This window comes from Streptomyces sp. NPDC002623 (genome assembly GCF_053592635.1).
Genome location: NZ_JBSFWB010000008.1, coordinates 265,960 through 292,648, shown reverse-complemented (window position 1 = coordinate 292,648; position 26,689 = coordinate 265,960). Strand labels below are relative to the sequence as shown.

The window sequence follows — 26,689 nt, the reverse complement described above, 5'->3', positions numbered from 1 at the left end:
CACACGGCGCAATCGCTCGCGAAGATGGGCCAACTGTGCGTCACGTGTAAGGAGACCGAAATGGCCACCAAGGCTGAGAAGATCGTCGCCGGACTCGGCGGCCTCGACAACATCGAAGAGATCGAGGGCTGCATCACCCGGCTGCGCACCGAGGTCAACGACCCCGCGCTGGTCGACGAAGCCGCCCTGAAGGCCGCCGGCGCCCACGGCGTCGTCAAGATGGGCACCGCCATCCAGGTCGTCATCGGCACCGACGCAGACCCGATCGCAGCGGAGATCGAAGACATGATGTGAGCCGCCCGGCTCCCCCGGCAGGGGCTCCTTCCCATGTGGGCGGAGCCCCTCCCGCATGTCCCGCTAGGCTCGATCCCATGTCACGCATCGACGGCCGCACCCCCGAACAGCTCCGCCCCGTCACCATCGAACGCGGCTGGAGCAAGCACGCCGAGGGCTCCGTCCTCGTCTCCTTCGGCGACACCAAGGTCTTCTGCACCGCCTCCGTCACCGAGGGCGTCCCCCGCTGGCGCAAGGGCAGCGGTGAGGGCTGGGTCACCGCCGAGTACTCCATGCTCCCCCGCGCCACCAACACCCGCGGCGACCGCGAGTCCGTCCGCGGCAAGATCGGCGGCCGCACCCACGAGATCTCCCGCCTCATCGGCCGCTCCCTGCGCGCGGTCATCGACTACAAGGCGCTCGGCGAGAACACCATCGTCCTCGACTGCGACGTCCTCCAGGCCGACGGCGGCACCCGCACCGCCGCCATCACCGGCGCGTACGTCGCCCTCGCCGACGCGATCACCTGGGCCCAGGGCAAGAAGCTGATCAGGGCCGGCCGCCAGCCCCTCACCGGCACGGTGAGCGCGGTCTCGGTCGGCATCGTCGGCGGCATCCCGCTCCTGGACCTCTGCTACGAGGAGGACGTCCGCGCCGAGACCGACATGAACGTCGTCTGCACCGGCGACGGCCGCTTCGTCGAGGTCCAAGGCACCGCCGAGGCCGAGCCGTTCGCCCGCGACGAACTCAACTCCCTCCTCGATCTGGCCGTTTCCGGCTGCGCGGAACTGGCTGTCCTGCAGCGCACGGCACTTGATACGGTCCTGGAAAAGTAAAGGGAACACCAAGACGTCCTGGCGACGCGGGCAACCGGCCCGCCCGTCAGGGCGTCTTTGCCAGTACACCGACGGGGAGGAACACCTATATGTCCACGGCCGCGAGCCGACGCCCACACCGGCGTCGTCGTACCGTCATAGCCGCCACCACGGCGGCCGTCGCCCTGAGCCTGGGTCTGACGACGACCGGCTGCGACGCAGTCAACAAGGCCCTGGACTGCGTCCAGACCGCCGACGCCATCGCCGACAGCGTCACCGACCTCCAGCAGGCCGTGGAGAACGCCGCGAACGACCCCACGCAGACCGAGGAGTCGCTCACCTCCATCGAGAACAACCTCGACGAGATCGGCGACAAGACGGACAACACCGACGTCAACAAGGCGGTCGACGACCTCCAGGAGGCCGTCACCAACGTCCGCAAGGCGGTCGAGAGCGGCGACAACACCCCCGACCTCAGCCCGGTCACGGACGCGGCAGGCGAACTGACGAAGGTCTGCACGCCGTAAGAGATACGCCGTAGGAAACCCCTTGGGGGACTGGGGATACTGGGGGACATGACCCGCCTGATCCTCGCCACCCGCAACGCCGGAAAGATCACCGAACTCAGGTCGATCCTCGCCGACGCAGGCCTGCCCCATGACCTCGTCGGCGCGGACGCCTACCCCGAGATCCCCGACGTCAAGGAAACGGGAGTGACGTTCGCCGAGAACGCCCTCCTCAAGGCCCACGCCCTCGCCCAGGCCACCGGCATCCCGGCCGTCGCCGACGACTCGGGCCTCTGCGTCGACGTCCTGAACGGCGCCCCTGGCATCTTCTCGGCCCGCTGGTCCGGCACCCACGGCGACGACAGGGCCAACCTCGACCTGCTCCTGGCCCAACTCTCCGACATCCCGGAGGAACACCGGGGCGCCCACTTCGCCTGCGCCGCGGCCCTCGCCCTCCCGGACGGCACGGAACGCGTCGTCGAAGGCCGCCTCACGGGCACCCTCCGCCACACCCCCACCGGCACGAACGGCTTCGGCTACGACCCGATCCTCCAACCGACCGGCGAGACGCGCACCTGCGCGGAACTGACGGCGGAAGAGAAGAACGCGATCAGCCACCGGGGCAAGGCGTTCCGGGGGTTGGTACCGGTGGTGCGGGAGCTGTTGGGCTGAGTCATCGCACGGAAACGGCCTGCGCATCGATCCTTCGATTCGCAGGCCGTTCATGTGCGGCGGAAGGGATTCGAACCCTCAAGCCCGATCAAGGGCCACAGATCCTAAGTCTGCTGTGTCGCCATTGCACCACCGCCGCTGGCTGCCTGTCATCGTACCGGGAGTTGCTTGCCGCCTTCTGCCGTGCAGTACGCGCACGCGTAGAGCGGCCCGCGTCGGAGTCGTTCCGATACGGGCCGCTGACCGGCGTAGGCGGGACCTCAGATGCCCAGGTCCTTGATGATCTTTGCTACGTGGCCTGTCGCGCGGACGTTGTAGAGGGCTCGTTCGACCTTGCCCTCCTCGTCCACGACGATCGTGGAGCGGATGACGCCCATGTACGTCTTGCCGTAGTTCTTCTTCTCGCCGAACGCGCCGTACGCGTCCAGCGCGGTCTTGTCGGGGTCGGCCAGGAGGGTGACCTTGAGGGACTCCTTCTCGCGGAACTTGCCCAGTTTCTCGGGGGTGTCCGGGGAGATCCCGATGACGTCGTAACCGGCGCCGGCCAGGAGGTCCAGGTTGTCCGTGAAGTCGCAGGCCTGCTTCGTGCAGCCGGGGGTCAGGGCGGCCGGGTAGAAGTAGACGATGACCTTGCGGCCCTTGTGGTCCGACAGGGACACCTGGTTGCCGTCGGCGTCGGACAGGGTGAAGGCGGGGGCCACGTCCCCGGGCTCGAGTCGCTCGCTCATCCCTCCAGCGTATCGGGGGGTCCTGACAGTGCGGCGCACGGAAGAACTGACAGACTGTCCGGAGCAGCAGCAAAACGCAGCATCTGACCTTCGGAGGCCGAGACCGTGGCGGAGACGTCGGACACCAGAACCCCGGCGCAGATCGAGGCGGACATCAGGGCCCGCCGAGACGTGCTGGCGGAGACGCTGGACGAGATCGGGGTGCGGGTGCATCCGAAGACCATCGTCGGGGATGCGAAGGCGAAGGTCGTCGCCAACGTCGATCACACCCTGGGGAAGGCCTATGTGCAGGTCAACCGGGTGGTGAGCGAGGTGCGGGCGCAGTTCGTGGACGAGGAGGGCGCGCCGCGGCTGGAGCGTGTCGTGCCCGTTGCGCTGGTGGTCGTCGGCGTCGTCGGACTGCTTGCGTTCGGCGCCCGTCGCCGCAAGGGCTGACCTCGCGCTTACGTTTCCGCTTCGGGCAGGTAGGTTCAGTGCTGTGAGCGCCAACAGAATCGACCCCAGTTCCCAGCACGACAAGCTGCCCATCCGGATGCTGCACGACCGTGTGCTCGTGCGGCAGGAGGCCGGTGAGGGCGAGCGGCGTTCCGGTGGCGGCATCCTGATTCCCGCCACCGCGGCCGTCGGTCGCCGGCTGGCGTGGGCGGCGGTCGTCGCGGTGGGGCAGAACGTCCGGACGGTGGAGCCGGGGGATCGGGTGCTGTACGACCCGGAGGACCGTGCGGAGGTCGAGGTGCGGGGTGTCGCGTACGTGCTGATGCGGGAGCGCGATCTGCATGCGGTGGCGGCGGACCGGTTCGAGGGGTCCGAGGACACCACCGGGTTGTATCTGTAAATCTGCAGTCGTAAGGGCCGGTGACCATCGTCACCGGCCCTTTTTGTCGTTTCTTTGCTACATTCGAAGGAGCCCGACGAGACGCGCCGTACCGGGAAGCCGCAGGCCGGTCTGCCAGGACCTGCCGGCGCCGCAAAGACGACGCACCCCTGATGGAGTTCGTGTCTCGGAGGTGCCTGTCATGGCCTGGGTTCTGCTTGTCGTCGCCGGTCTGCTCGAGGTCGGCTGGTCGATCGGGATGAAGTACACGGACGGGTTCACCCGGCTCGTCCCCAGTCTGTTCACCGGCGCCGGCATCGTCGCCAGCATGGTCCTGCTGTCGCACGCCGCCAGGACCCTTCCCATCGGCACCGCCTATGGCGTGTGGGTGGGGATCGGGGCGGCCGGGGCGGCGGTGCTCGGCATGGTGGTGCTGGGGGAGCCGGCGACCGCCGCCCGGATCTTCTTCGTGTGTCTGCTGCTGGTCGCCGTGGTGGGACTCAAGGCGACCGGCGGGCACTGACCTGCCACGCTCTCCGCGGACGCTATGGGCTGGCGCCCGTCGTCGTTCCCGTGCTGTCCCCGCCCGGGGTGCCTCCCGAGGCGCCGACGGTGGTGCCGGTGGAGGTGTTGCCCTCGGTCGTGCTGCCTTCGGTGGTGGTGCCTGCGCTGGTGTCGCCGGCGGTGGTGCCGGTGGAGGTGCTGCCGTCGGTCGTGCTGCCCTCGGTGGTCGTTCCGGTGGAGGTGTTGCCCGCGGTGGTGCCGGCGTTGGTGGTGCCGGTCGTCGTGCCCGGGGTGTTGCCCTGGCCCTGCGTCTGGCCCTGGGCGGTCTCGGCGCCGGGCGTGGCGCTGTCGTCCGGGCTGGCGCTGGCCTCGTCGGTGGCCGGGGCGGAGGGGTAGGCGGACTCCTCGCCGCCCTCCTGGATCTGGAGGTTGAAGTCGGTGGCGGGGGTGCCCTTCAGGGCGTTCTTGGTGAACTGGGCCCAGATCTGGGTGGGCGCGCCGCCGCCGTTGATGCGGGCCAGGCCCATGACGCCCTTGAGGGACTTGTGGTGGGCGGTCTCCGGGTCCTGGCCCATGACCGCGACGACGGTGGCGAGGTCGGGGGTGTAGCCGGCGAACCAGGCGGCCTGGTCCTCCTCGGCGGTGCCGGTCTTGCCGGCGGCGGGGCGGTCGGCGGCCAGGGCCTCGGTGGCGGTGCCCTGCTGGACGACGCTGCGCAGGATGGAGGTGGTGGTGTCGGCGGCCTCGCGGCTGATGACCTGGGAGGCCTTCTGCTCGGGCAGCTCCAGCACGTCGGAGCCGTCCTTGGTGATCTTCTCGATCATCGTGTACGTGCCGTGCTTGCCGTGGTTGGCGAGGGTCGCGTACGCCTGGGCCATGTCCAGGACGCTGGCGTTGGCCGTGCCGAGGGCGATGGAGGGGTAGGGCTGGAGGTCGGGGGTGTCGGTCGGCAGGCCGAGCTCGATCGCGGTCTGCTTGACCTTCGCGGGGCCGACGTCGACGGCCATCTGCGCGTACACCGAGTTCACGGACTTGTCGGTGGCGGTGCGCACGCTGATGTCGCCGTAGTTGACGTAGTCCTCGTTCTCGGGGTCGTAGACGCTGCCGGTCCAGCCCTGCACGGGACGCTTGTTGGTGCCGTCGTAGATCGTGTTGGGGGTGATCTGGCGGTTGTCCTGGGTGGTGGAGTCGTTCTCGACGGCCGAGGTGAAGACGAACGGCTTGAACGTGGAGCCGACCTGGAAGTCCTGGCGGGTGGCGTTGTTGGTGTACTGCTTGACGTAGTCGATGCCGCCGTACATGGCGAGGATCTTGCCGGTCTTGGGGTCGACGGCGGCGCCGCCCGCGCGGACGTACGAGTCGACCTTGCGCTTCTTGGTGTCGAGCTTGGACATGAGCTGGTCGTCGACGGCGTCGACGAAGGCGTCCTGCTTGGCCTTCTCCAGGGTGGTGGTGATGCGGTAGCCGCCCGCCTCCAGCTCGTCCGAGGTGACGATCTTGTTGTTCTTCAGGTAGTCCTTGATCGCCGTGACGAGGTAGCCGCGCTGCCCGGACATGCCGGTGTCGGCGCCGGAGGTCTCCTTGACCGCCGGGAACGCCATGCCGGTGCGCTTGGCCTGGCTGAGCCAGCCCTTGGTGACCATGCCGTCGAGGACGTAGTTCCAGCGGGCCTCGGCGGCCGCCTTGTTCTCGGGGTGGGCGATGATGTCGTACTCGCTGGGCGCGTTGACGAGCGCGGCGAGGTAGGCGCCCTGGGCGGGGGTGAGCTTCGAGGCGTCGGCGCCGTAGTAGGCCTTGGCCGCGGCCTGCATGCCGTAGGCGTTGCGGCCGAAGTAGCTGGTGTTGAGGTAGCCCTCGAGGATGTCGTCCTTGGACTTCTCGCGGTCCAGCTTGATCGAGATGAAGAACTCCTTCACCTTGCGGGTGACGGTCTGCTCCTGCGCGAGGTAGTAGTTCTTCACGTACTGCTGGGTGATGGTGGAGCCGGACTGCTTGCCCTTGCCGGTGGCGGTGTTCCAGCCGGCCCGGAGCATCGCCTTGGGGTCGATCGCGGACTCGGTGTAGAAGTCGCGGTCCTCGGCGGCCAGGACGGCGTGCTGGGCGTCCTTGGAGATCTGCGCGAGGTCGACGTTCTCACGGTTGACGGTGCCGTCGCGGGCGATCTCGGTGCCGTCGGCGTAGAGGTAGACGTTGGACTGCTTGGTGGCGAGCGCGTTGGCCGGCGGGATCTTGACCATCGAGTAGCCGAGGAAGAACAGGCCGGCGAGCACGGCGGCGCCGAGGACGAACATGCCGAGCACCATCCGCCAGGTGGGCAGGAGCCGGCGCCAGCCGGTGCGTCGCGGTCGTTTCCCCACTGCGGTGCTCCCCCCGTCTGAGGCCTCCGGCTTTCCGGGTGCTGAGCCCTCGGTCGGCTGCTGCGGCTGTGGCTCGTCACTCATGTGTTGCTCGGACTCCTGTTTCGCACCGTACGTTTCCGTACGTCGTCGTTCGTTCCCATACTTCGCGTACGCGTTCTGCGCCCCCTCTTGAAGACTCTCGCACCAAGCGTTCCGTTCCCGACAATCGGCGCGTGTTGCGGCGGAAAACGCATGGCACGCGCCCGGACCGGCGCACTAGGCTCCTGCGCTTCGGTGTCGTGCGGGTGCCAGGGGTGCCCAGCGGGCGAGAAGGGACGGTTGCCTTGGGATCGGCGCGGTTGTACGCGGCCGTCGCGGCGGGGGGTTTCAGAAGGTACGCGACCTACCGGGTGGCCACGGCCGCCGGTGTGTTCACGAACACCGTTTTCGGCCTGATCCTCGTCTACACATACCTGGCGTTGTGGGACGAGCGGCCGCACCTGGGGGGCTACGACCAGGCGCAGGCGGTCACCTATGTGTGGCTGGGGCAGGCGCTTTTCGCGACGCTGGCGATCCAGGGCGGCGGCTTCGAGGCCGACCTCATGGCGCGCATCCGCACGGGTGAGATCGCCATCGACCTGTACCGGCCCGCCGACCTTCAGGTGTGGTGGCTGGCGAGCGACATGGGGCGGGCGTTGTTCCAGTTGCTGGGGCGCGGGGTGATCCCGTTCGTGTTCGGGGCGCTGGTCTTTCCCACGGCGCTGCCGGACGATCCGGTGACCTGGCTGGCGTTCCTGGTGGCGGTCGCGCTCGCGATGCTGGTCAGTTACGGCATCCGGTTCCTGGTGGCGTTGAGCGGGTTCTGGCTGCTGGACGGCACGGGCGCGCTGCAGGTGTTGATGGTGACGGGCATGTTCTGTTCGGGGATGGCGCTGCCGCTGAACGCGTTTCCGCAGCCGTACGGGGACATCGTGGCGTTGCTGCCGTGGGCGGCGCTGTTGCAGATGCCGGCCGATGTGCTGATGGGCGAGGCCGATCCGCTGCCCGCGTTCGCGTTCCAGGCGGTGTGGGCGGTGGTGCTGCTGGCGGTGGGGCGGGTGCTGCAGGGGGCGGCGACGCGGCGGGTGGTGGTCCAGGGTGGGTGAGAGCGGGCGGCTGGCGGAGGGGTTGCGGGCCTATCGGCTGATCGCCGGGATGTGGATCCGGTCGACGTTGACCTACCGGGTGTCCTTCGTGATGACCGTGGTGGGCGGGCTGCTGGTGACCGGTCTGGACTTTGTCGCGATCTTGCTGATGTTCTCGCAGGTGGACACGCTCGGCGGGTACACGCTGCCCGAGATCGCGTTCCTGTACGGGCTGTCGGCGATGTCGTTCGGGCTGGCGGACCTGGCGATCGGGTCGGCGGGCCGGCTGGGCACGCGCGTGCGTGACGGCACGCTGGACACGCTGCTGGTGCGGCCGGCGCCGCTGCTGGCCCAGGTCGCGGCGGACCGGTTCGCGTTGCGCCGGGTCAGCCGGATCATGCAGGGCGCTCTGGTGCTGGGCTATGCGCTGGTGACGATGGACGTGGCGTGGACGCCGGTGAAGGCGCTGCTGGTGCCGGTGACGCTGGTCTGCGGCGGGGTGATCTTCTCCGCGGTGCTGGTGGCGGGCGCGGCCTTCCAGTTCGTGGCGCAGGACGCGTCGGAGGTGCAGTCGGCGTTCACGTACGGCGGCCAGACGCTGTTGCAGTATCCGCCGACGGTCTTCGGCAAGGAGCTGGTGCGGGGGGTGACCTTCGTGTTTCCGCTGGCTTTCGTCAACTGGGTGCCCGCGGCCTATGTGTTGGGGCGGCCGTACCCGTTGGGGCTGCCGGAGTGGGCGGCGTTCACTCCGCCGCTGGTGGCGGCCGCGTGCTGTGCGGCGGCGGGACTGGCCTGGCGGACGGGGCTCAGGTCGTATCGGAGTACGGGGAGTTAGCCACGATGGGCGGCAGGGACACCATGGACACGGCGGCGGCTGCGGACGGTACGGGCGCCACGGACGCTTTCATCGAGCTGGACCGCGTCGAGAAGGTCTTCGACGTGCGGAAGAAGGCCGGCTTCCTGAAGCGGGAGCTGCGGCAGGTGCGGGCGGTCGACGCGATCTCCTTCACGGTGGCGCGCGGTGAGATGGTCGGCTACATCGGTCCGAACGGCGCCGGGAAGTCGACGACGATCAAGATGCTGACGGGGATCCTGACCCCGAGCGGCGGCCGGCTGCGGGTGGCCGGCATCGACCCCTCCCGCGAGCGGACGCGGCTGGCGCACCGCATCGGGGTGGTGTTCGGTCAGCGCACGACCCTGTGGTGGGATCTGCCCCTGATCGACTCCTACCGGCTGATGCACCGCATGTACCGCATCCCGGCGGCCCGTTACCGGGAGAACCTCGACAGCCTGGTCGAACTCCTCGGCCTCGGAGCCCTGTTGGACGTCCCGGTCCGTCAGCTCTCGCTCGGTCAGCGGATGCGCGGCGACATCGCGGCGGCCCTGCTGCACGATCCCGAGGTGCTCTACCTCGACGAGCCGACGATCGGTCTGGACGTCGTCTCCAAGGCGCGGGTGCGGGAGTTCCTGCGGGAGCTGAACGCCGAGCGCGGCACGACGGTGCTGCTCACCACGCACGACCTCCAGGACATCGAGCAGCTCTGCTCCCGGGTGATGGTCATCGACCACGGGCGGCTCGTCTACGACGGCGCGCTGGCCGGGCTGCACGAGGCGGGCGACGGCGAGCGGACGCTGGTGGTGGACCTGGAGCGGGAGCTGCCGCCGATCGATGTGGGGGAGGCGGCGCGGGTGGTGAAGGTGGACGGTCCGCGTCAGTGGCTGGCGTTCCCGGCGTCGGATTCGGCGGCGCCGCTGGTCGCCCGGATCGCGGCCGACTATCCCCTGGTGGACCTGTCGGTGCGGGAGCCGGACATCGAGGCGGTGATCGCGAAGATGTACGCGGAGCGCCGGCACGACGGGCCGGCGGCCGGGCGGTCGACCGTAGTGCCCGGGCCCGGGAAATCGTAGGCTGCTGACATGACCGACGACGCAGTGCCGGGCCCCCCGGACCTTCGCGCCTCCGACGCCGATCGTGAGCGGGTCTCCGAGGTCCTGCGGGACGCCCTCGCGGAGGGTCGTCTCGACATGGCGGAGTTCGAGGAGCGGCTGGATCAGACGTACAAGGCGCGCACCTACGGGGAGTTGGCGCCGATCACCCGGGACCTGCCGGTCGCCGGAGTCGCGCCCCCGCCGGTCCCGTCGCTGCGCAAGGAGCCGGCGGCGGACGGGAGTTGGGCCGGGCGGGTGGTGGGCGGCAATGGTTCGTCGACCTGGGGCGTGGCCGTGATGTCCGGCTTCCAGCGCAGGGGCCGCTGGACGGTCCCGCGGCGCTTCAACTGCTTCGCCTTCTGGGGCGGCGGTGAGATCGACCTGCGCGAGGCGGACTTCGCCGCCGACGAGGTCGTGATCAACTGCGTCGCGATCATGGGCGGGATGCAGATCACCGTGCCGCCGGGCGTCGAGGTGGCGGTCCGCGGCATCGGTGTGATGGGCGGCTTCGACGAGGGGGAGAGCGGTGTCCTGGGGGATCCGGGGGCGCCGCGGGTGATCGTCACCGGGTTCGCCTTCTGGGGCGGGGTCGGTATCGAGCGCAAGAAGACGCGGGCCGCCCGGCGGCAGGAGAAGCTGGCGCGCAAGGCGGCCAAGCGCGAGCTGCGCTCCGGCGAGGACTGAGCCCCGCAGCTCCTTCTCGGTCCCCTCCGCCCTACAGCCGGGCGGGTGCGGACCCCGTCAGCTCGGCCAGGTCGACGGTCTGCGCCATCTTCCGGTAGCCCCGGTCGCTGGGGTGCAGATGGTCGCCGGAGTCGTACTCGGAGCGGAAGCTGCGCGGGTCGTACGGGTCGCGCAGGGCCTTGTCGAAGTCGACGACCTCGTCGAACAGTGCGCCGGTCCGGATCGCCCGGTTGATCTGCTGCCGGACGCCCTCCCGGGCGTCGGTGTAGCGGGCGTGGCCGCGGAACGGTGTGAGGGTGGCGCCGACGACCTTGACGCCGCGGGCGTGGGCGCGGTCGACGAGGGTGCGCAGTCCGGCCACGATGCGCTGCGGGTCGGCGAGGGTCCGGCTGCGCAGGATGTCGTTGACGCCGAGGTCGATGACGACGACCTTCACGTTCGCCCGGTCGAGGACGTCGCGTTCGAAGCGGTTCAGGCCGCTGGCGCCGCGGGCGTCGTCGTCGACGAGGACCTGGTTGCCGCTGATGCCGGCGTTGACGACGCCGTAGCGGGGCGCGTCCCCCTGGGCGTCGGCGGTGGTGCGCAGTCGGTCGGCGAGGACGTCCGGCCAGCGGCGGTTCTCGCCGACGGTGGAGGTGACGCCGTCGGTGATGGAGTCGCCGAACGCGACGACGGTGCCGTCGGCCTCGTTGCCGAGGACGTCCAGCGCGGTCAGATAGCGCCAGTGCGTACTGGTCGCGGTGAACGCGGCGCCGGTGACGTCCTCGGTGGCCTCGCCGACGGCGACGTAGCTGGTCTGCCGGGTGTTCGGATGGTAGGTGACCGGGCCGGCGGAGGTGGGGGAGTAGATGCTGACCAGGACGTCGGCGTCGGCCGGGACGGCGACGGTCACGGCGTCGCTGACGGCCTGCTCGCCGGCCGGGACGACGACGGTCGTGGCGCCGCCGAAGGTGAGCCGGCGCAGCCGCTCGGGGTCGGCCGCCGCGCTGTTCTCGGCGGCCGCGACGGCGAGCGTGGCGTGGCTGACGGTCAGCGGGCGGGTGCCGTAGAGGTTCGACAGGGTGACCCGGGCGCTCGTCCCGCCGACGCTGGTGTGCACGACGTTGCGGACCGTGCGGCCCGCCATGCCGTCGGCCTCGGTGCCCGGTTCGCCGCCGACGGGCGCGGCGGCCCAGCTGCCGGCCCAGAGGCCGGTCGAGACGGGAGCGGCGCGGCCGGGGCCCCCGGCGGCCGTGTCCGCGCTCCGGCGGTGCCCCCGACCGTGATCGGCGGCGGCCCCGACGTATATGGCCGCGGACAGGGCCACGACAAGGGCGACGATCGCCGACAGGAGGGCATAGCCCTGGTGCTTGACGGTCACCCCCTGACAGACGCCGGGAACTCTTGATTCGTTCCGGGAGTCGGTCAGGAAGGGACAATGTGCGCGGGATCACCGAACGGGTGGAGCAAATGGAACGAACCGAAGCGGCAGCAGCAGCGGCAGCGGCGGCGGACGGGGCGCCGGACGGGACGCCGGACCGGAAGACGTCCTACAAAGCCATGACCTCCTTCACCCCCGCCGACGAGGAGAAGCAGCGCGGGGTGCGCCGGATGAAGCTCACCGCGGCCGGGCTGCTGCTCTTCGTGGCCGTGGTGTACGTGCTGGCCGAGCTGGCCTCCCACCACGGCGCGGGCGCCTGGGCGGGCTATGTGGCGGCGGCCGCGGAGGCGGGCATGGTCGGCGCGCTCGCCGACTGGTTCGCGGTCACCGCGCTGTTCCGTCACCCGCTCGGCCTGCCCATCCCGCACACCGCGATCATCCCGAACAAGAAGGACCAGCTGGGCGTCTCGCTGGGCGAGTTCGTCGGCGAGAACTTCCTCTCCGAGGACGTCGTACGGCAGCGGCTGCGCGCGGTCGGCATCGGCACCCGGCTGGGCACCTGGCTGGCGGAGCCGGCGCACGCCGACCGGGTGACGGCGGAGCTGGCGACGGCGCTGCGGGGCGCGCTGACGGTGCTGCGCGACTCCGACGTCCAGGCGGTCGTCGCGGAGGCCATCACCCGGCGCGCCGACGCCCAGGAGATCGCGCCGGGCATCGGCAAGCTGCTGGAGCGGATAGTCGCGGACGGCGGCCATCGGCGGGCGGTGGACCTGGTGGTGACGCGGGCGCACGACTGGCTGGTGCTGCACGCCGACTCGGTGATGGACGCGGTGCAGGGCGGCGCGCCCGGCTGGACCCCGAGATTCGTCGACAAGAAGGTCGGCGAGCGCGTCTACAAGGAGCTGCTGCGCTTCTGCGCCGAGATGCGGGACATGCCCACCCACCCCGCCCGCGGCGCCCTCGACCGCTTCCTCACCGACTTCGCCTCCGACCTGCAGTCCGACACGGAGACCCGCGCGCGGGTGGAGCGGCTCAAGGGCGAGGTCCTGGGCCGGGGCGAGGTCCAGGACCTGATCGCGTCCGTCTGGACCGCCGTCCGCTCCATGATCGTCGCGGCGGCGGAGGACGAGCGCAGTGAGCTGCGCCTGCGCGTGCGGGCCTCCCTGTTGTCGCTGGGTGCGCGGATGGCGACCGAGCGGAAGGTCCAGGACAAGGTCGACAGCTGGGTCGAGGGCGCGGCGGTGCACGTCGTGACGACGTACCGGAAGGAGATCACCTCCCTGATCACCGACACGGTCGCGAGCTGGGACGCGGAGCACACCACCCGCAAGATCGAGGCCAACATCGGCCGTGACCTGCAGTTCATCCGGATCAACGGCACGGTGGTGGGCTCGCTGGCGGGGCTGCTGATCTACACCGTGGCGCGGTGGCTGGGGGCGTAGGGGGCTTGGCGGGCGAGGGTTTTGGGTGCCTGCCTGGCCTCGGGCCCTCGGGGGCTCGGGGTCTCCTACTCGGCCGCGTCCCGGGTCCGTGCGCGGCGGCGCAGCAACAGCAGGCCGCCGGCCAGGGCGGTGAGACCGGTGGTCGCGGTCCAGGCGACGAGGTCGGTGGAGCCGGTGGAGGCGAGGTCGCCGCTCTTCCCGGCGGCGGACAGGCCGGCGGCGGGGCTCGCGGTGGGGCTTGAGGTGGGGGAGGGGGTGGCGGAGCTGCCCGAGGTGTCCGAGGCGTCCGCGGTGGCGGTGGCCGAGGCAGTGGCGGAGGCGGTGGGCTTCGTGGGGACGGCCGTCGTCGCCCTGCTCTCCGCGTCCCGGGTGAACGCCAGTGTGCCGAAGCCGAGTTGGTCGAAGCCGCCGCTGTTGGGGCCGTAGTCCCCGCCACCGCCCTCGGGGGCCGCCTTGGCGGCGATGCGGGTGAGGTAGGGGGCGGAGAGCCCCCGGCGTTTGGTGTAGTGGTTGGAGATCATCGCCCAGATCGGCCGGGTCATCGTGGGGTCGACGGCGGCCGCGTCGGAAGCGGTCTCGCTGCCCGACCAGCCCCCGATCGCGCCCTTCTTACGGGTGTTGGCGGTGTAGGCGACGTCACCGCCGAGACTCCACTTGGCCACGTACTGGGCGCCCTTGAGGAAGCGGCTGTCGTCGTAGCCGTAGAGGTCGATGCCCTGGTTCCAGGCCATCTCGCAGAAGGTGCCCATGAGGCCGACGCCGAGCAGCGCATGGCCCTGGTCGCGGCCGGCCTCCAGCCACTCGGCGAGGCCGTCGTCGTGCACGACGGGGATGGCGTTCTTGACGGCGCCCAGCCCCGAGCCGCTCTTGAAGTACTCGACGGCCTGCTCCACCTTGGCGCTGTCGTCGCAGAAGATGCCGGTGGCGAGGACGCAGGCCATGGCGGTCAGGTCCCAGTTGGGCCAGTAGTTCGTGACCACCGCGTTGTTGTGGTTGACGAGGAAGCTCTCGCTGACCGGGGAGAAGACGCCGCTCAGCAGTTTCTGGAAACGTTCCAGCTCGAAGTCGGGCCGGTCGCGGACGAGTTCGGCGGCGTTGGCGGCCTGGTAGCCGTACAGCCCGGCCGCGAGGAACCGGTCGGCCGAGCCCGCGAGCGAGGTGAGCTTCGCCGACCAGGCGTTGAGGATCGCGACGGCCGTGTCCGCGTACCGGCTCTCACCGCTGACGTGGAAGCGCAGGCCGTTCTGGTAGGCGGCGTGCAGGTCGTTGTAGAGGATCGTGTAGTTCTGGGGCGAGCCCGAGCCCCGGTACACGGTCGTCTGCGGGTTGGCCGTCCAGCCGCTCTGCGCATGCCGGTTGGCGGTCAGCTTGGCGTAGCCGGCGGTGTAGGGCGCGGCGCCGGCCTTCACCTTGGCGGCCATCCGGGCCAGGTCGGCGCCGGTGTGCAGGAGGCCGGGGTGGGCGTAGCCGGCGGCGGTGGCGGTCGGAGCCGCGGCGAGACCGAGGGCGGCGGCCCCGCCCGCGACGCCCGCGGCCTTCAGCACGCTCCGGCGGCTGACGCCCGTGCCGACGCCCGTGCCGACGCTGTTCTGTCGAGGTCGAGTCAGGTGCATGACCGGGAGACGGGCGCGGGGCGCGGGGATAACGAAAAGTCGGATGGCCCGTGCCCCCGGCTACGCGCCGGTGGTCGACCCCGGCCGGACGATCATCAGGATCGTCACGGTCGCCCACAGCAGGTTGAACACCCCGGTGAACATGCCGAGTTGGACGGTCGTCTCCCGTGTCCCGCCTCCGTCGCCCTCGCCGCTGCTCTCGACGAGGACCTCCTGCCGGGGCAGGACGAGGACCAGCAGCACCCCCGCCGCCAGGACGGTCAGCACGATCGACACGATCAGCCAGGGATCGCCCATCACCCCCATCGCGCCCGCCGTCGCGAACCCGAACACGGGGACGGCGATGCCGACGGCCGCGTACACCTGGCAGATGCGGTGCAGCAGCCGCACGGTCTCACTCGCGCGCACGTCCTCGGGCGCGGCCAGGGCGCGGCGTGCGGCGGGCGGGAACATGCTGGCGGCGACCGTGACGGGCCCGACGGCGACGATCGCGGCGAGGACATGGACGGCGAGGAGGAACTTGGTCACGGACCGACGCTAGGCGGCACGGGGAACTCGCAGAAGCGGCGGAAATGCCAGAGGCCGACGGATTCTCGCCAGCGGTATTCCGTCGTATGCCTACGCTTTTGCCATGCACACCGTCGCCGTACTGGTCCTGGACGGGGTAATCCCGTTCGATCTGTCCGCCCCGATCGACGCCTTCGGCTGGGCGCGGATGCCCGACGGCCGTCCCGCGTACCGGGTGCGGGTCTGCTCGCCCTCCGCCTCCGGGGAGGTGAGCGCGGGAGCGTTCACCGTGCGGGCGCCGTACGGGCTGGAGGCGCTGGCGGAGGCGGACACGATCATCCTGCCCGGGGTGGAATGCCCGCCGGACGAGCTACCGCCCGGCGTGGCCGAGGCGCTGCGGGACGCGGCGGCGAACGGCACGCGGATCGCCTCGGTCTGCGTCGGCGCGTTCCTGTTCGCCGCGACGGGCCTGCTGGACGGGCTGCGCGTGACCACGCACTGGATCGCGGCGCGGGAGCTGGCCGAGCGCTACCCGAAGCTGGTGGTCGACCCGAACGTCCTCTACGTCGACAACGGCCAGTTCCTCACCTCGGCGGGCGCGGCCGCGGCCCTGGACATGTGTCTGCACATGATCCGCGGCGACTACGGCTCGGCGGTCGCCGCACAGGCGGCCCGGATGTCGGTCATGCCGCTCGAACGGGAGGGCGGCCAGGCCCAGTTCATCGTCCAGGACCTGTCACCGGCGCCCGCCGGGGCGACCCTCGAACCCCTGCTGGTCTGGCTGGAGGACAACTGCGGCGGCGATCTGACGCTCGACCGGATCGCCGAGCGGGCCGGCGTGAGCACCCGCACCCTCAACCGCCGCTTCCGCGAACAGACCGGGACGACGCCGCTGAGCTGGCTGCACCGGGCCCGGGTGCGGCGCGCGCAGTACCTGCTGGAGTCGACGGCGTACCCGGTCGAACGCATCGCCGCCCAGGCGGGGTTCGGCTCCCCGACGGCGTTCCGGGAGCGCTTCCGCAGGGTGGTGGGGACGAGCCCGCAGGGGTACCGGCGGGCGTTCCGGTCGGGGCAGGAACCGGCGTCGAACCGGCGCCACTGATGCCGGGCCAGGCCGCCGGTCACGGGGCGCCCTCGTCCCTGTACGGCGCCTACCCGCCGCACTCCTCCTGAGGCCGAGGCCGAGGTTGAGGCCGAGGCCGAGGTTGGGGCCGTCGGCCGATCAGGCGCCCTTCCGGTCCGCGACCGCCCACGACGCGACCGCCACCGCACCCGCCACGCCGAAGACGGCCGGCCACGCGCCCACCTTCTTCGCCAGCGGATGCGACCCCGCGAAGGCGGCGACGTACACGACCGTCAGCGCCCCGGCCGTCTTCCCGCCCGCCCGCTGCTGCCACTGCCGCGCCGCAGCGGCCCCCGCGACGGCGAGGACGGCCCCGCCCAGCGGCCGCTGCTTCGTCCACCGGGCCACGCCGTACCCGCCGACCAGTCCACCGGCGGCGATCACCGCACCGGGAACGTCCGCGACCTTCGCGACCTTCGCGACCTTCGCGAGTTTTGTCATGCCTGTCTGCCTCCTGGTCGGTCCCGTATCCCCTACGTCTGCGAGGCTAACGCGCAGGCATGACACCCCCGACTCGCGGGGGCGTCGACCGCGATCCCACAACCGTTGCGCGAGGCGATGAAGAACTTCCTGGACGCCACCTCAGAACCGTCCGAGCCATCAGAACCCTCCGAGCCATCAGAACCCTCAGAGCCCTCCGAGCCGTCCGAACCCCCGGAACACGCGAGGTTCGCCGAGTACGTGCGGGCCCTCGACGCGGCCCCGGCGGCAGAAGAGGCACCGCTGATCCGCCGCATCCTCACCGAGGACCCGGACCGCCAGATGGCCCGAGCGGCGGTGGTCCGACACCTGGACGCAAGGGCGGCGAAACTGGCCGGCACCGACGACCGGACGTGGCACACCTGGACAGCCCCACTGCCGGAGGCCATCGGCGACGACCCCTTCCTGACCCTCCGCCTACAGGAGTGGACGCTCGTCCAGCAGGCCATCAGCGCCCACTCCTGGAGCGCGTCCACCGTGTCCGCCGCCTCGGACTGGTTGCAACGCAGACTCACCGAGACCCCGGGCGTCCCGGCCCCCGTACTGGCGTTCCTGGCGGAACACGGCCGCACGAAACGCGTCCGCGCGGCGGCGAGGCGCCGTCCGAGGACGGAGCCGGACGGCCCTTGGGGCTAACTCCTCCCCGCCCGCCGGCGCTCGCCCGGCTCCTGCCCCCGCTTGCCGACGACGGCGCGCTCCAGCACCGCGCTGGTGAAGAGGACCGTCCCCGCCTCGGCCCGCTCGGTGTCCCGGCTGAAGACGGTGCGTTCGCCGAGGTAGCCGAGGGTGGTGCGGTCGAAGATCCACTCCGTGCGGGTCCCGTCCACCGTGTCCTCACGGGCGATCGCGATCCCGTGCCGTCCCGCCGCGTCGACGGCGTCGGGCAGCTCGGTCACGCCGGGAATCCGCGCGGCGGCCTGGTAGAAGGCGGCGGCGGTGGCGGGGGGCATGATCTGCTCCCCGATGAGGTTGCCGATCTCGTTGAAGACGGCCTGGCCCCGGTCGTTACGGGTCTCGTCCTCGGGCGTCTCCGCGTAGAGCAGCTGCAGCAGCGCCTCGGGATCGGTGGGCAGGGAGGCGAGCCAGGCGTAGGTGGGCCGGTCGATCCCGGCGGGGATGCCGGCGTCCTTCGGATCGGTCCCGTCCACCACGCCCACCTCGATCGGCCAGTCCTGCCCGTCCTCGTGGATCAGCCCGACATCGATCGTGGCCCCCGCCTGCTGCGAGAACCACACCTGCCGCTCCTTCAGCTTCCCCAGCTCGACGGGCCCCTCGAAGACGCCTTCGTTGTGTGCGGTCCTGCTCCGCACGTACACGAACTGGTCCTCGCCCACTGCTTCGACGTCGGTCCGCAGGGCGACGGCGGCGATCCGGTCGAGGGTCACGACGGCGCCGGTGCTGCCTCCCGAGGGCGCGCTGCCGGCACCGGCCCGCACCGACGACGTACCGCCGTCACCGTGGCGTGCCACCCCGACCCCGGCGACCAGCGCGACGGCCACGGCGCCGGCGACGGCACCGGCGATCAGGGCGGGCCGCACGAACGTCCGCCTTCCGGGCAGGGCTGTGTCACGGTCGATGAGCTGCATCAGAACGTCCTTGTGATGGGAGTGACGCCCGGACGGCAGCCCCTGCTCGACGGGATCGGCCGGCAACAGCAGTGCCAGTTCCCCGAGTTCGTCGAGTTCCTCCGGATTGGAGTTCATCGGGCTTCCTCCTGAATGGGCAGGACCGCGAACGCGGTCTCACTCTCTACCTCTCCGCGACGCCCCCGGAGTTCCGTGCGCCGTTCCATACGCTGTTCCGTACGCCCGACGATCTCCCGAAGCCGCGCCCGAGCCCGCGAGAGCCGCGACCGGACGGTGCCCACGGGCACCCCGAGAGCCTCGGCGGCCTGCGCGTAGTCGAGCCCGCCCCACACGCACAGGGCGATGACCTCCCGCTCGTGCCGCCGCAACCGCCCCAGCACCCGCCGCACTTCGGCGAGCCGCCGGGCGTCGTCGACCCGCCCGACGACGTCCTCGGCGAAGTCGTCGATCGTCTCGGCCTCGGTCCGCCGAGCAAGAAAGGCGAGCCGCCGCCGAAGCCCCCGGTCGGCGTTGCGCGCTTTATTGGTAGCAATCCCGAACAACCAGGGCCGCAACGACCCACCCTCGACGGCCACTTCCCCCCGCCCCCGCCAGGCAGCCAGAAACGTCTCGGACATGACCTCCTCGGCCACCGACCAGTCACCGGTCAGCCGAAGGGCATGGTGGTACACGGCCGTGGCGTACAGCTCGTACAGCTCGGAGAACGCCGCACGCTCCCCGCCCCGCACCCGCTCGCGCAAACGTCCGTCGTCGTCATCGTTGGGGCTCACACCTGTACCTCTCCGGCCCCCCGGCGGAGTTCCCGTGGCATGGCTCACACCTACTCACACCTACCAGGGAAGCGACCCCGCCGCGTCGAAGTACCCGCCGGTCGGACCGTCGGCACCCAGCTGTGCCATCCGGACGATGATCTCAGCGCCCTCCTCGACACTCTGGACGCCGGTGTTCCCGTTGAGGTCGGTCTTCGTGAACCCGGGCTCCACCGCGTTGATCCGCATGCCCGGGAACGCCTTCGCGAACTGCACGGTGATCATGTTGACCGTGGCCTTCGAGGCGGGATAGGCGACGCCGGGATACGCGTACGCCGGAGTGCTCGCGTCCGTGACCCGGCTCAGGGAGCCCAACCCGCTGCCGACGTTGACGACGACCGGAGCGGCCGAGCGTCGCAACAACGGCAGGAACGCGTGGGTGACGCGCACCATGCCGAAGACGTTCGTCTCGAACACCTCCCGCATGTGCTCGGCGGTCACCTCCGCGGCGCCGACGATGCCGTTGTCGGCGCCCCGGCTCTCGATCCCCGCGTTGTTGATCAGCACGTCAAGCCCGCCGTCGGCTTCGACGACCTTGACTGCGGCCTCGACGGAGCCGTCGTCGGTGACGTCCAGCCGGACCCACCGCGCCCCCAGCCGCTCGGCAGCCCGCCGCCCACGCTCGGCGTCACGGCTCCCGACGTAGACGATGTGCCCCGCACCGACGAGCCGCCGGGCGGTCTCGAACCCGAGCCCTTTGTTGCCGCCGGTGATCAGCGTCGTAGTGGTGGTGCTCGTTGAAGTGTCGCTCGTTGAGGTCATGACCCCAGGCTGCGGGCGATGGCGGAGGAGCAGCCAGGAGCCCCGTCTTCCTGGGACTGCCGGTACCAGGAAGACCCGGCGCGGGCGGTGCACAGTGGTGACATGGCGAGCACGGACTTCGGACGGACGGTACGACGGTGGCGGGACCGGGTCTCCCCGGTGGCGGCGGGACTGCCCTCGGGCGGCCACCGCCGCGCCCCCGGCCTTCGCCGCGAGGAACTGGCGATGCTGGCCGGGATCTCGGTCGACTACGTCACCCGCCTGGAACAGGGCCGGGCGACGAACCCCTCGGAACAGGTCGTAGAGGCCCTCGGCCGCGCCCTCCGAGTCTCCCCGACCGAACGAGAACACCTGTTCCACACGGCCGGCCTGGTCCCACCCGGCCAGGGCACGGTGCCGGCGTACATCGCACCGAGCGTGCACCGCATGCTGGACCGCCTGACGGGAACCCCGGTGGCGGTCTCGGACGCGTCATGGACGCTCCTCCTGACCAACCCCCTCTACACGGCCCTGATGGGCGAACGCCACGGCCGCGAACGCAACGGCGCCTGGCGCGCGTTCCTGGGCTCCGACGACCGCGTCCGCCACACACCGGAGTCCCGCCGAGCACTGGAGGCCGCGGTAACCGCCGACCTACGCACAGCGTCAACCCGCTACCCGGCGGACCAACACCTACGCCAACTGATCGCGGACCTCCGAGCGAAAAGCCCCCGCTTCGCGGAACTATGGGACTCCGGAACCGTCGCCCACCACCAGTCCTCCCGCAAAACCATCGACCACCCCCAGGCAGGCCCCCTCACCCTGGACTGCGACGTCCTCACCGTCGCCGGCAGCGACCTCCGCATCATGCTGTACACAGCGGAACCGGGAACGGAGGACGCGGAACGCTTGGAGTTGCTGGCGGTACTGGGGTCGCAGCCGCTGATCGAGGAGGGGCAGGGGACGCCGACCTTGGGGGTGCCCGAGGCTAGGCGGGGGTCACTTTGAGAGGACCCCGGCGTCACCGGAGCAAGGAGTGTGACGACGTGCGTCGGCGCGGCGCTCGATGTTGTACCGGGTGAGGCAGTAACCGTCGTCACTGGCCGTACCGATGCCCGCGCCTTGCCCACGCTCCTCGATGCGAGCACCGACTGCGAGGCCGGGCGAGGCATGGCGCTCGTGGACGCAATCGCTGACCGCTGGGGCGTCCAGCTGCACGCTGACCGAAAGGTGACGTGGTGTGAGTTGGCCACTGGGCTGGCAGTGCCCTACGGCCACCGCGGCACCCTCCATGTCTCAAGAGCCGAGAGGGTTCTTGATCTCTACCGCGAGGGCCAGCTGATCCGGACGGTGCAGCGGAGCCGGCTTCGCGCGACCGTGGCAGAGATGGCGGCGATCGATGCCATCGTCGACCTCCTTCACTGGCTCCACGCTCAAGGCCGCGACGTGGACGAAGCCTTGGACTAGGCGCAAACGCACTTCGAGGTGGAGAGCGCCGTCCTGCCGCAATGACCAATGCTCACTCGACGATCGCCGGAGCTCAACGTCGCGAGTCGGAGCGTGACGTTGAGCCGCGGTTGGCGGCTGCTTGTTCCTGCCGTTCAGTGACAGCAGCAAACCAGTGACAGATACACTCCACGCTATGACTGACTTGGACGAATACGTCGATGAGTCCGGCGAGGACGAGCAGGACCTTTCCGCTTGGGACGATGACGAGGCCGCAACGACGACGGTCGACTGGACGGTTGAGACCGTCGTGAGTCAGATGCGCAAAGGCCGCATCGACCTCAACCCGAGCTTTCAACGTCGAGACGCGTGGACGAAGGTTGCCAAGTCCAGGTACATAGAGTCACTGGTTCAGCGTTACCCGGTACCGCAGATCGTTCTGGCCGAAGATCAGAACACGCCTGGCCGGTATATGGTCATCGATGGCAAGCAGCGTCTTTTGGCGATTCGGCAATTCTGCGCGGACCCGGCTGACCCGCGAGATGTCGAGTGGCTTCCCGAGCGGCTGAAGCTCACCGGCCTCACGGAGACCAAGAAGCTCAACGGCATAACTTATGATGAGATGCAGGACGGGTATCCGGTTGAGGCTGTCAGATTTGAAAATGCCACGATCCGGGCCGTTTTGCTACGCAAGTGGCACAGTCAGGATTTCCTGTACACGGTTTTCTATCGCCTCAATTCTGGAAGCCTGAAGCTTTCACCGCAAGAGCTTCGACAGGCGCTCTTTCCTGGTAAGTTTATGGACTTTGTAGACGAGCGTTCTGGTGCCAGCCTCGCACTTAGGTCCCTCTTGAATAAGAGCAAGCCGGATCGTCGCATGGTGGACGCGGAGCTACTCCTGAGGTTCCTTGCATTTAATTTTGGGGTTCAACCCTACGAGGGGAATCTTAAGAATTTCCTGGATGGGACGGCAAGGGCTCTGACGGCTTCCTGGGACGCGGATTCAGGCGCGACGGTCCGCAAGGCGGCTGACGCGCTGGATTCCGCCATCGACGCTGTCCGCCAGATTTTTGGTGATGATGCGTGCAGGAAGTACACGCGCGGCAGGTTTGAACGCTCCTTCAACAGGGCGATCTTTGACGTTCAAATTCACTTCTTGGTCAATTCCGGCCTCAGGCAGTGGCAGTTGGATCACGCGGAGGATGTGAAAGCCGAGTTCCAATTGCTCTGCGAGGGAGATCGCGACTTCGTTGATGCAGTCAGCAGTACAACGAAGACACCGCTCGCGGTGAAAACTCGATTTAAGGCCTGGGGTCAGCGCCTTCATGTTTTGTCAGGATTGGAAGCGGAGCTCCCTGGAAGTGTCATCGCGCTGTCCGAGGTGTCGTAGGTGACTGAGTGGGAAGCTGTTTCCTCGCTTGAGTCGAACGTGAACGCCGTCGCACGGGAACTGCGGATGCTTACCAGCGATGGTGGAGTGGCATCTGATCCAGTCGATATGACGGACGAGTACTTTGATGATGTCCGCGTCCGAGTCAGGGCTTTCCTTATTCTCTGCAGCTCCGAACTGGAGGAGTTCGTGGAGACGCAGTGTTTGGAATACCTAGCTCGTTGGGCGCAAGATGACGACAAGGCCATGCAGCATCATTGTCTCCATGCCCTGACCATTCATTTCCGGAGGAACATCGGAAATATGTTGGAAGGGCAGGGATATTTCGTCGACTTCTATGCCTCTCCAGCTCAGGTGAGGAAGATGAGATCTGGTGGTGGAAAGCCCAAGCGGGCCGATGTCGACGATGTCCCCATACTGAACAGGAAGACGCTGATCGGGCGGGTTAGCAACTGGTATCGGGATGACGTGGTTGGTGTCAGTCACGGGATATCGGACTATGATCTGTGTCGCTTGCTTGAGCCTTTGGGGTTCAGCAAGGCCTTGGTGCGGGAAGAATGCTCAAACCTCGTTGCGGCTCTTCAGAGCCTGGCTGCGGGTCGAGGTGAAGCGGCACACAGATCCACAACAGCTGGAAAGTATCCCTATCAAAGTCTCCCCAGCCCGATCTATCAGCAGATGTCTGTTGGAGACGCATGGGAGAGGTGGATCGCTGTCAAGGATTCCCTTTCCGAGCTCCGAGACCTTCTCGATCGTTCCTTGACGGTGGCGATCGATTAGTCTAGAAAGCCTCCTCGGTACCGGACTTGCGTATCAACTCCCGCAGAACAGCCGGCGTGCGCCATGATTCTCCGGCACTGGACCTGTGACACATGCGGTGGCAGTTGGCGCATACGCATGCCAGGTCGTCGAGCTTGGTCTCTCGGCTGCCAGAGATATAGAGGGGGGTGACATGGTGCACTTCGATGTAGCCCTCGCCCAGGTCTCCGTATGCGCGGGCGAAATCGAAGTCGCACACCTCGCATCGGAGTGGGCCCCCGCCTTGCCGCACTTGGGCGATCTTCTGAGCGCGGAGCTTCGGGTTTCGTTCGCGGGAGAGCGCCCGGCGGGCGAGGAGGCGTCCCTCGACGGCGCTGGCACCCGTCTCGTCGACTTCGTCGGGCTGCGGGGGAATGAGATGCAACTCGCCTGAGCCGATGCCCTCTTCGATAGCTTGAGCGGCTTGGAGCATCTCGGCCTCGCGCACGGTGAAGGCGTCGATCATGACCAGCGTAGGCTTGCCGCATCGCGTGGCCTTGCCGGTGTAGGGCTTGTGGTTGGTCATGAAGTCGGTCGTCTTGCGGCTGACGCTGTCGGGAGAGCGGAAGCTCGGCAGCGCGAGTGCCTCGGCATCGTGGATGGGAAGTGAGCGGAGGAGATCCGACAGTTCCTGCACCCTGGGATCGCTGGTCCGCAACTCGCGCCAGCCGTTCTTCACTACGAGCGCGCCGGCCAGCACGAGTTCGTCCTCAGTCCACGCAGGTATTCGCATGCTCGATATCGTATGAGTGTTCGGTGGTCTGGGGCGTGCCCTTTTCGGTGGGCCGGGCGGATCGGAGGGTCTCCGGAAGAAGGATCTTCAGGGACGTGTCGGCCTCGAACATTACTCGGCGTCGTCCAAGGTCGGCTGTGCCCGGTGCTCTTGGAGGACGGTTCCCACGAGTCCTTCGACGCTGATCGCGGCAGCGTCGGGTTCAGGCCGTCCTTCCACGAAGGCGAGTCTTGAAGCTGCCAGATAAGCAAGGCGCACTGCTTGGATGACGAGCGCTCGACGCAGACCCTCTGAAACCTCGCCCCGCTCGTGCGCCACAGCCGCGAGACGGGAAATCGTTTCGGCTCGACGGGCGATCCGAATGTCTGGATGCCCGCGCTCGCGGCGCGTTTCCTCGCTGATCAGGTCGAACCGTTCAGACGGCGGTAGTTCGACCCTTTGGGAGCGTGGCGGGATCTTCTCGTTGAGGATCGCGTGGAAGCGGCTTCTCTCAATGGCCTGGAGGTAAGCCGAGTACTCGACCGCGTCGAGGTGCTTCTTGGCATCGCTGTCATTCGCCTTGACCCCCTCGAACTCCCAGAGCGGCCACAGCTCCATCTCCGCCACCTCGAAGACGTCGAGGATGCGCATCGCCACTGCGTCCGTCCTCTGGTTCGTCAGATGACGGCGCACCCGCGCGCGAAGTTTCTCGTTGGTCTGCCCGACGTAGATCGGCTCACCGTCATAGTCGTAGAACGCATAGCAGCCCCACTGGGCGTCGGACCACTTCCTACCCTGCGGGTCCGCCGCATTGAGGGCTCCGTTGAGCAGGTCCCGGAAGTCTTGGACCTGTGGAGCAGGCAGCTCAGAGCGCTTGGGGACGGAACGCTTCGTCATGCGGTGCAGTCCTCACGGCTGTCGGAAATCAGATGATCGGATCGAACCGAGACTAGCTCTTCCGCATGCGCGTTGGCCTAGAAGCTGCTCACGTTGACTGTTACGGGTAGCCGCGAACGATGATGGACATCCGGCTACGGCGTAGCAGCCGTAGCCGGGTCGTTTACTGGGGGAGTGCGGCTCGCTGCGCCGGAACCGGCTCGTGACTCCAGGTGCCGGATAGCAGCGGCTTGAGATAGTTCTTCGCGAGCCAAGCCACCGCGTCCACGCACACCGCGTCTCCGAAGCCCATGATCGCCTGGTTGCGCTTCTCAGGCAGGGTGTACTCCGGGGCGCCCATGAGCTTGGCGTACTCCTGGGCGGTCATCCAGCGCACGCGCATGTCCTTGCCCTTCTGCATGCGGACGACGGCCTGCTTCGAGGAGCCGCCGCGGGCGGTGCGAAGGCAGCCGGCCACGTCGTCGTCGCGGATCTCCCAGGCGGGGATGCCGTTCCGGGTACGACGGTACGCGGTTCGGTAAGACGGTTCGGGTTCGCGGCTGAGCAGCTCGACGCGGGCCTTGTTGACGTCGGAGAGCTGGCTCTTGAAGTGAGCGACCCGCTCGTCGTCCCACCAATCGTCAACGGTGTCGACGTCGGGGTCGACGAGATCGGTCCAGCCGGTGGTGCGCAGGGCAGGGGGTTCGTCGAGCAGGAGGGTGCGGTGGGTCTTCAGATCCTTGTCGTCGAGAACGCGGTCGAGCCAGGAGGGGCGCAGGGAGGTGTCCCGGCGATCGTCAGTGCGGGGCTTGGCCAGTTCCTCTTGTGCGGCGACGACGAAGAGGCGAGGCCTGGACTGTGCGACGAAGCGACGCGCGTCCAGCGTGACCACGTCGGCCCAGTAGCCGAGGTCGTTCAAGCGCTCGATCGCGGCCTTCATGTCGGCGCCGTTGTGGCTCGTTGCGAAGCCGTTCACGTTCTCCAGCGCGATCACGGAAGGCAGCTTGCCGCCCTTGCGCTCGCCCATGGCCTTGATGACGTCGGTGAAGTCCCAGAACGTGCTGGAGTGCTTTCCAGCGAGGCCCGAGCGGCCCCCGGCCAGGGAGAGGTCCGTGCAGGGGAAGGAGGCCCAGGCGAGGTCGACGTTTCCTGGGGCCTGCTCGGAATCGATGTCGCCCGCGATCTCACGGATGTCTCGCAGGACGTAGTGATCCTCGTCGTCGGTGAAGTGACCCTTGTACATGTCGTGTTTCTGGGCGTCCAGGTCGTTCGCCCACGTGACCTTGAAGCCTCCCGCGCGCTCCAGCCCCAGCCGGGCGAGGCCGATTCCGGCGAAGAACTCGGCGACCTCGAAGGGCGCGGACGCGGCGGTCGAGGCGGTGGAATCAAGATCAGACGGGAGCACTGTGGTCACTCGG

The 26,689-nt window shown here is 68.9% G+C and carries 30 protein-coding genes and 1 tRNA gene; 18 read left to right on the top strand and 13 right to left on the bottom strand.

Features of this window, described 5'->3' with window-relative positions:
- The first annotated feature begins 24 nt into the window (after positions 1-24).
- The 4 genes from ACWD4O_RS17590 (at position 25) to rdgB (ending at position 2,266) form a co-directional block, all read left to right on the top strand.
- Positions 25-294: a glucose PTS transporter subunit EIIB gene (locus ACWD4O_RS17590; protein WP_450945637.1), complete on the top strand. Its 270-nt coding sequence runs from the start codon at positions 25-27 to the stop codon at positions 292-294.
- 77 nt (positions 295-371) lie between these two features.
- Positions 372-1,109: a ribonuclease PH gene (gene rph, locus ACWD4O_RS17585; protein WP_451280703.1), complete on the top strand. Its 738-nt coding sequence runs from the start codon at positions 372-374 to the stop codon at positions 1,107-1,109.
- Between the two features lie 89 nt (positions 1,110-1,198).
- Positions 1,199-1,615 (top strand): hypothetical protein, encoded by a 417-nt coding sequence (locus tag ACWD4O_RS17580; protein WP_451280702.1) that lies wholly within the window; start codon positions 1,199-1,201, stop codon positions 1,613-1,615.
- A 48-nt stretch (positions 1,616-1,663) separates the two neighbouring features.
- Positions 1,664-2,266: an RdgB/HAM1 family non-canonical purine NTP pyrophosphatase gene (gene rdgB, locus ACWD4O_RS17575; RefSeq protein WP_451280700.1), complete on the top strand. Its 603-nt coding sequence runs from the start codon at positions 1,664-1,666 to the stop codon at positions 2,264-2,266.
- A gap of 55 nt (positions 2,267-2,321) precedes the next feature.
- Here rdgB and ACWD4O_RS17570 read toward each other — a convergent pair.
- Positions 2,322-2,405 (bottom strand) — tRNA-Leu (locus ACWD4O_RS17570).
- A gap of 121 nt (positions 2,406-2,526) precedes the next feature.
- Complete coding sequence (gene bcp, locus ACWD4O_RS17565; RefSeq protein ID WP_363171421.1) at positions 2,527-2,994, bottom strand: thioredoxin-dependent thiol peroxidase; 468 nt, start codon at positions 2,992-2,994, stop codon at positions 2,527-2,529.
- A 105-nt stretch (positions 2,995-3,099) separates the two neighbouring features.
- Here bcp and ACWD4O_RS17560 point away from each other — a divergent pair, with 105 nt between their 5' ends.
- From ACWD4O_RS17560 to ACWD4O_RS17550, 3 genes are all read left to right on the top strand, one after another.
- Positions 3,100-3,429 (top strand): DUF3618 domain-containing protein, encoded by a 330-nt coding sequence (locus ACWD4O_RS17560; protein ID WP_451280697.1) that lies wholly within the window; start codon positions 3,100-3,102, stop codon positions 3,427-3,429.
- 97 nt (positions 3,430-3,526) lie between these two features.
- The gene (locus ACWD4O_RS17555) at positions 3,527-3,829 is read left to right on the top strand and encodes a GroES family chaperonin (protein WP_398425392.1); all 303 of its coding nucleotides are present in this window, start codon (positions 3,527-3,529) and stop codon (positions 3,827-3,829) included.
- 181 nt (positions 3,830-4,010) lie between these two features.
- Positions 4,011-4,331 (top strand): DMT family transporter, encoded by a 321-nt coding sequence (locus ACWD4O_RS17550; protein WP_451280696.1) that lies wholly within the window; start codon positions 4,011-4,013, stop codon positions 4,329-4,331.
- Positions 4,332-4,353: 22 nt separating this feature from the next.
- Here the strand turns inward: ACWD4O_RS17550 and ACWD4O_RS17545 are convergent, their stop codons facing one another.
- Complete coding sequence (locus ACWD4O_RS17545) at positions 4,354-6,753, bottom strand: transglycosylase domain-containing protein (protein ID WP_451280695.1); 2,400 nt, start codon at positions 6,751-6,753, stop codon at positions 4,354-4,356.
- Positions 6,754-6,995: 242 nt separating this feature from the next.
- Here ACWD4O_RS17545 and ACWD4O_RS17540 point away from each other — a divergent pair, with 242 nt between their 5' ends.
- The 4 genes from ACWD4O_RS17540 to ACWD4O_RS17525 are packed head-to-tail and all read left to right on the top strand — an operon-like array spanning position 6,996 to position 10,388.
- The gene (locus tag ACWD4O_RS17540) at positions 6,996-7,796 is read left to right on the top strand and encodes an ABC transporter permease (protein WP_451280694.1); all 801 of its coding nucleotides are present in this window, start codon (positions 6,996-6,998) and stop codon (positions 7,794-7,796) included.
- 49 nt (positions 7,797-7,845) lie between these two features.
- The gene (locus ACWD4O_RS17535; protein ID WP_451280872.1) at positions 7,846-8,610 is read left to right on the top strand and encodes an ABC transporter permease; all 765 of its coding nucleotides are present in this window, start codon (positions 7,846-7,848) and stop codon (positions 8,608-8,610) included.
- A gap of 5 nt (positions 8,611-8,615) precedes the next feature.
- Entirely contained in the window at positions 8,616-9,683 is a 1,068-nt protein-coding gene (locus tag ACWD4O_RS17530) for an ABC transporter ATP-binding protein (RefSeq protein ID WP_451280693.1), read from the top strand.
- Positions 9,684-9,692: 9 nt separating this feature from the next.
- Positions 9,693-10,388 (top strand): DUF1707 SHOCT-like domain-containing protein, encoded by a 696-nt coding sequence (locus ACWD4O_RS17525; protein ID WP_451280691.1) that lies wholly within the window; start codon positions 9,693-9,695, stop codon positions 10,386-10,388.
- A 31-nt stretch (positions 10,389-10,419) separates the two neighbouring features.
- Here ACWD4O_RS17525 and ACWD4O_RS17520 read toward each other — a convergent pair whose 3' ends face one another.
- Positions 10,420-11,748 (bottom strand): SGNH/GDSL hydrolase family protein, encoded by a 1,329-nt coding sequence (locus tag ACWD4O_RS17520; RefSeq protein WP_451280690.1) that lies wholly within the window; start codon positions 11,746-11,748, stop codon positions 10,420-10,422.
- A gap of 59 nt (positions 11,749-11,807) precedes the next feature.
- On the opposite strand from ACWD4O_RS17520, the gene ACWD4O_RS17515 reads away from it, so the two are divergent.
- Complete coding sequence (locus ACWD4O_RS17515) at positions 11,808-13,190, top strand: DUF445 domain-containing protein (protein ID WP_451280688.1); 1,383 nt, start codon at positions 11,808-11,810, stop codon at positions 13,188-13,190.
- 65 nt (positions 13,191-13,255) lie between these two features.
- Here the strand turns inward: ACWD4O_RS17515 and ACWD4O_RS17510 are convergent, their stop codons facing one another.
- Positions 13,256-14,803 carry an alginate lyase family protein gene (locus ACWD4O_RS17510; RefSeq protein ID WP_451280686.1) on the bottom strand — a complete coding sequence of 516 codons (1,548 nt, stop codon included), beginning with the start codon at positions 14,801-14,803 and terminating at the stop codon, positions 13,256-13,258.
- Between the two features lie 60 nt (positions 14,804-14,863).
- A complete protein-coding gene (locus ACWD4O_RS17505) occupies positions 14,864-15,331 on the bottom strand; it encodes a DUF2269 family protein (RefSeq protein WP_451280684.1) in 468 nt (155 codons plus the stop codon).
- A 103-nt stretch (positions 15,332-15,434) separates the two neighbouring features.
- Between ACWD4O_RS17505 and ACWD4O_RS17500 the strand changes: the two genes are divergently transcribed.
- A complete protein-coding gene (locus ACWD4O_RS17500; RefSeq protein WP_451280682.1) occupies positions 15,435-16,412 on the top strand; it encodes a GlxA family transcriptional regulator in 978 nt (325 codons plus the stop codon).
- 120 nt (positions 16,413-16,532) lie between these two features.
- On the opposite strand, the gene ACWD4O_RS17495 is transcribed toward ACWD4O_RS17500, so the two are convergent.
- Complete coding sequence (locus tag ACWD4O_RS17495; protein WP_451280681.1) at positions 16,533-16,874, bottom strand: hypothetical protein; 342 nt, start codon at positions 16,872-16,874, stop codon at positions 16,533-16,535.
- A 240-nt stretch (positions 16,875-17,114) separates the two neighbouring features.
- On the opposite strand from ACWD4O_RS17495, the gene ACWD4O_RS17490 reads away from it, so the two are divergent.
- Positions 17,115-17,549 (top strand): hypothetical protein, encoded by a 435-nt coding sequence (locus ACWD4O_RS17490; RefSeq protein WP_451280679.1) that lies wholly within the window; start codon positions 17,115-17,117, stop codon positions 17,547-17,549.
- Here ACWD4O_RS17490 and ACWD4O_RS17485 read toward each other — a convergent pair.
- The 3 genes from ACWD4O_RS17485 to ACWD4O_RS17475 all read right to left on the bottom strand — a co-directional run bounded on the left by ACWD4O_RS17485 (position 17,546) and on the right by ACWD4O_RS17475 (position 20,070).
- Positions 17,546-18,616 (bottom strand): CU044_5270 family protein, encoded by a 1,071-nt coding sequence (locus ACWD4O_RS17485; RefSeq protein WP_451280678.1) that lies wholly within the window; start codon positions 18,614-18,616, stop codon positions 17,546-17,548. The two genes, ACWD4O_RS17490 and ACWD4O_RS17485, sit on opposite strands and share 4 nt — an antisense overlap.
- On the bottom strand, positions 18,613-19,239 hold the full coding sequence (locus tag ACWD4O_RS17480; RefSeq protein WP_451280870.1) for an RNA polymerase sigma factor: 627 nt from the start codon (positions 19,237-19,239) through the stop codon (positions 18,613-18,615). The genes ACWD4O_RS17485 and ACWD4O_RS17480 overlap by 4 nt, the downstream gene beginning before the upstream one ends.
- Before the next feature lie 90 nt (positions 19,240-19,329).
- Positions 19,330-20,070, bottom strand: coding sequence for an SDR family NAD(P)-dependent oxidoreductase (locus ACWD4O_RS17475; RefSeq protein WP_451280676.1), 741 nt, complete (start codon positions 20,068-20,070; stop codon positions 19,330-19,332).
- A 102-nt stretch (positions 20,071-20,172) separates the two neighbouring features.
- On the opposite strand from ACWD4O_RS17475, the gene ACWD4O_RS17470 reads away from it, so the two are divergent.
- The 4 genes from ACWD4O_RS17470 to ACWD4O_RS17455 all read left to right on the top strand — a co-directional run bounded on the left by ACWD4O_RS17470 (position 20,173) and on the right by ACWD4O_RS17455 (position 23,665).
- Positions 20,173-21,057 (top strand): helix-turn-helix transcriptional regulator, encoded by an 885-nt coding sequence (locus tag ACWD4O_RS17470; RefSeq protein ID WP_451280674.1) that lies wholly within the window; start codon positions 20,173-20,175, stop codon positions 21,055-21,057.
- Between the two features lie 30 nt (positions 21,058-21,087).
- Entirely contained in the window at positions 21,088-21,516 is a 429-nt protein-coding gene (locus ACWD4O_RS17465) for a hypothetical protein (protein ID WP_451280672.1), read from the top strand.
- A gap of 175 nt (positions 21,517-21,691) precedes the next feature.
- Positions 21,692-22,885 (top strand): DUF262 domain-containing protein, encoded by a 1,194-nt coding sequence (locus tag ACWD4O_RS17460; RefSeq protein ID WP_451280670.1) that lies wholly within the window; start codon positions 21,692-21,694, stop codon positions 22,883-22,885.
- Entirely contained in the window at positions 22,886-23,665 is a 780-nt protein-coding gene (locus tag ACWD4O_RS17455) for a hypothetical protein (RefSeq protein ID WP_451280668.1), read from the top strand. It abuts the gene before it with no gap.
- 1 nt (position 23,666) lies between these two features.
- On the opposite strand, the gene ACWD4O_RS17450 is transcribed toward ACWD4O_RS17455, so the two are convergent.
- The 3 genes from ACWD4O_RS17450 to ACWD4O_RS17440 all read right to left on the bottom strand — a co-directional run bounded on the left by ACWD4O_RS17450 (position 23,667) and on the right by ACWD4O_RS17440 (position 26,685).
- Positions 23,667-24,416 (bottom strand): HNH endonuclease, encoded by a 750-nt coding sequence (locus ACWD4O_RS17450; protein ID WP_451280667.1) that lies wholly within the window; start codon positions 24,414-24,416, stop codon positions 23,667-23,669.
- Positions 24,417-24,527: 111 nt separating this feature from the next.
- On the bottom strand, positions 24,528-25,292 hold the full coding sequence (locus ACWD4O_RS17445; protein ID WP_451280666.1) for a GIY-YIG nuclease family protein: 765 nt from the start codon (positions 25,290-25,292) through the stop codon (positions 24,528-24,530).
- Between the two features lie 163 nt (positions 25,293-25,455).
- Positions 25,456-26,685: a DNA cytosine methyltransferase gene (locus tag ACWD4O_RS17440; protein ID WP_451280665.1), complete on the bottom strand. Its 1,230-nt coding sequence runs from the start codon at positions 26,683-26,685 to the stop codon at positions 25,456-25,458.
- Between the last annotated feature and the right edge of the window lie 4 nt (positions 26,686-26,689).

What these genes read in the sequence shown, in the direction of transcription:
- ACWD4O_RS17590 (WP_450945637.1), top strand. Translation starts at nt 25, where the DNA reads ATGGGCCAACTGTGCGTCACGTGTAAGGAGACCGAAATGGCCACCAAG.
- rph (WP_451280703.1), top strand. Translation starts at nt 372, where the DNA reads ATGTCACGCATCGACGGCCGCACCCCCGAACAGCTCCGCCCCGTCACC.
- ACWD4O_RS17580 (WP_451280702.1), top strand. Translation starts at nt 1,199, where the DNA reads ATGTCCACGGCCGCGAGCCGACGCCCACACCGGCGTCGTCGTACCGTC.
- rdgB (WP_451280700.1), top strand. Translation starts at nt 1,664, where the DNA reads ATGACCCGCCTGATCCTCGCCACCCGCAACGCCGGAAAGATCACCGAA.
- bcp (WP_363171421.1), bottom strand. Translation starts at nt 2,994, where the DNA reads ATGAGCGAGCGACTCGAGCCCGGGGACGTGGCCCCCGCCTTCACCCTG.
- ACWD4O_RS17555 (WP_398425392.1), top strand. Translation starts at nt 3,527, where the DNA reads ATGCTGCACGACCGTGTGCTCGTGCGGCAGGAGGCCGGTGAGGGCGAG.
- ACWD4O_RS17550 (WP_451280696.1), top strand. Translation starts at nt 4,011, where the DNA reads ATGGCCTGGGTTCTGCTTGTCGTCGCCGGTCTGCTCGAGGTCGGCTGG.
- ACWD4O_RS17545 (WP_451280695.1), bottom strand. Translation starts at nt 6,753, where the DNA reads ATGAGTGACGAGCCACAGCCGCAGCAGCCGACCGAGGGCTCAGCACCC.
- ACWD4O_RS17535 (WP_451280872.1), top strand. Translation starts at nt 7,846, where the DNA reads ATGTGGATCCGGTCGACGTTGACCTACCGGGTGTCCTTCGTGATGACC.
- ACWD4O_RS17530 (WP_451280693.1), top strand. Translation starts at nt 8,616, where the DNA reads ATGGGCGGCAGGGACACCATGGACACGGCGGCGGCTGCGGACGGTACG.
- ACWD4O_RS17525 (WP_451280691.1), top strand. Translation starts at nt 9,693, where the DNA reads ATGACCGACGACGCAGTGCCGGGCCCCCCGGACCTTCGCGCCTCCGAC.
- ACWD4O_RS17510 (WP_451280686.1), bottom strand. Translation starts at nt 14,803, where the DNA reads ATGCACCTGACTCGACCTCGACAGAACAGCGTCGGCACGGGCGTCGGC.
- ACWD4O_RS17500 (WP_451280682.1), top strand. Translation starts at nt 15,435, where the DNA reads ATGCACACCGTCGCCGTACTGGTCCTGGACGGGGTAATCCCGTTCGAT.
- ACWD4O_RS17495 (WP_451280681.1), bottom strand. Translation starts at nt 16,874, where the DNA reads ATGACAAAACTCGCGAAGGTCGCGAAGGTCGCGAAGGTCGCGGACGTT.
- ACWD4O_RS17485 (WP_451280678.1), bottom strand. Translation starts at nt 18,616, where the DNA reads ATGAACTCCAATCCGGAGGAACTCGACGAACTCGGGGAACTGGCACTG.
- ACWD4O_RS17475 (WP_451280676.1), bottom strand. Translation starts at nt 20,070, where the DNA reads ATGACCTCAACGAGCGACACTTCAACGAGCACCACCACTACGACGCTG.
- ACWD4O_RS17470 (WP_451280674.1), top strand. Translation starts at nt 20,173, where the DNA reads ATGGCGAGCACGGACTTCGGACGGACGGTACGACGGTGGCGGGACCGG.
- ACWD4O_RS17460 (WP_451280670.1), top strand. Translation starts at nt 21,692, where the DNA reads ATGACTGACTTGGACGAATACGTCGATGAGTCCGGCGAGGACGAGCAG.
- ACWD4O_RS17450 (WP_451280667.1), bottom strand. Translation starts at nt 24,416, where the DNA reads ATGCGAATACCTGCGTGGACTGAGGACGAACTCGTGCTGGCCGGCGCG.
- ACWD4O_RS17445 (WP_451280666.1), bottom strand. Translation starts at nt 25,292, where the DNA reads ATGACGAAGCGTTCCGTCCCCAAGCGCTCTGAGCTGCCTGCTCCACAG.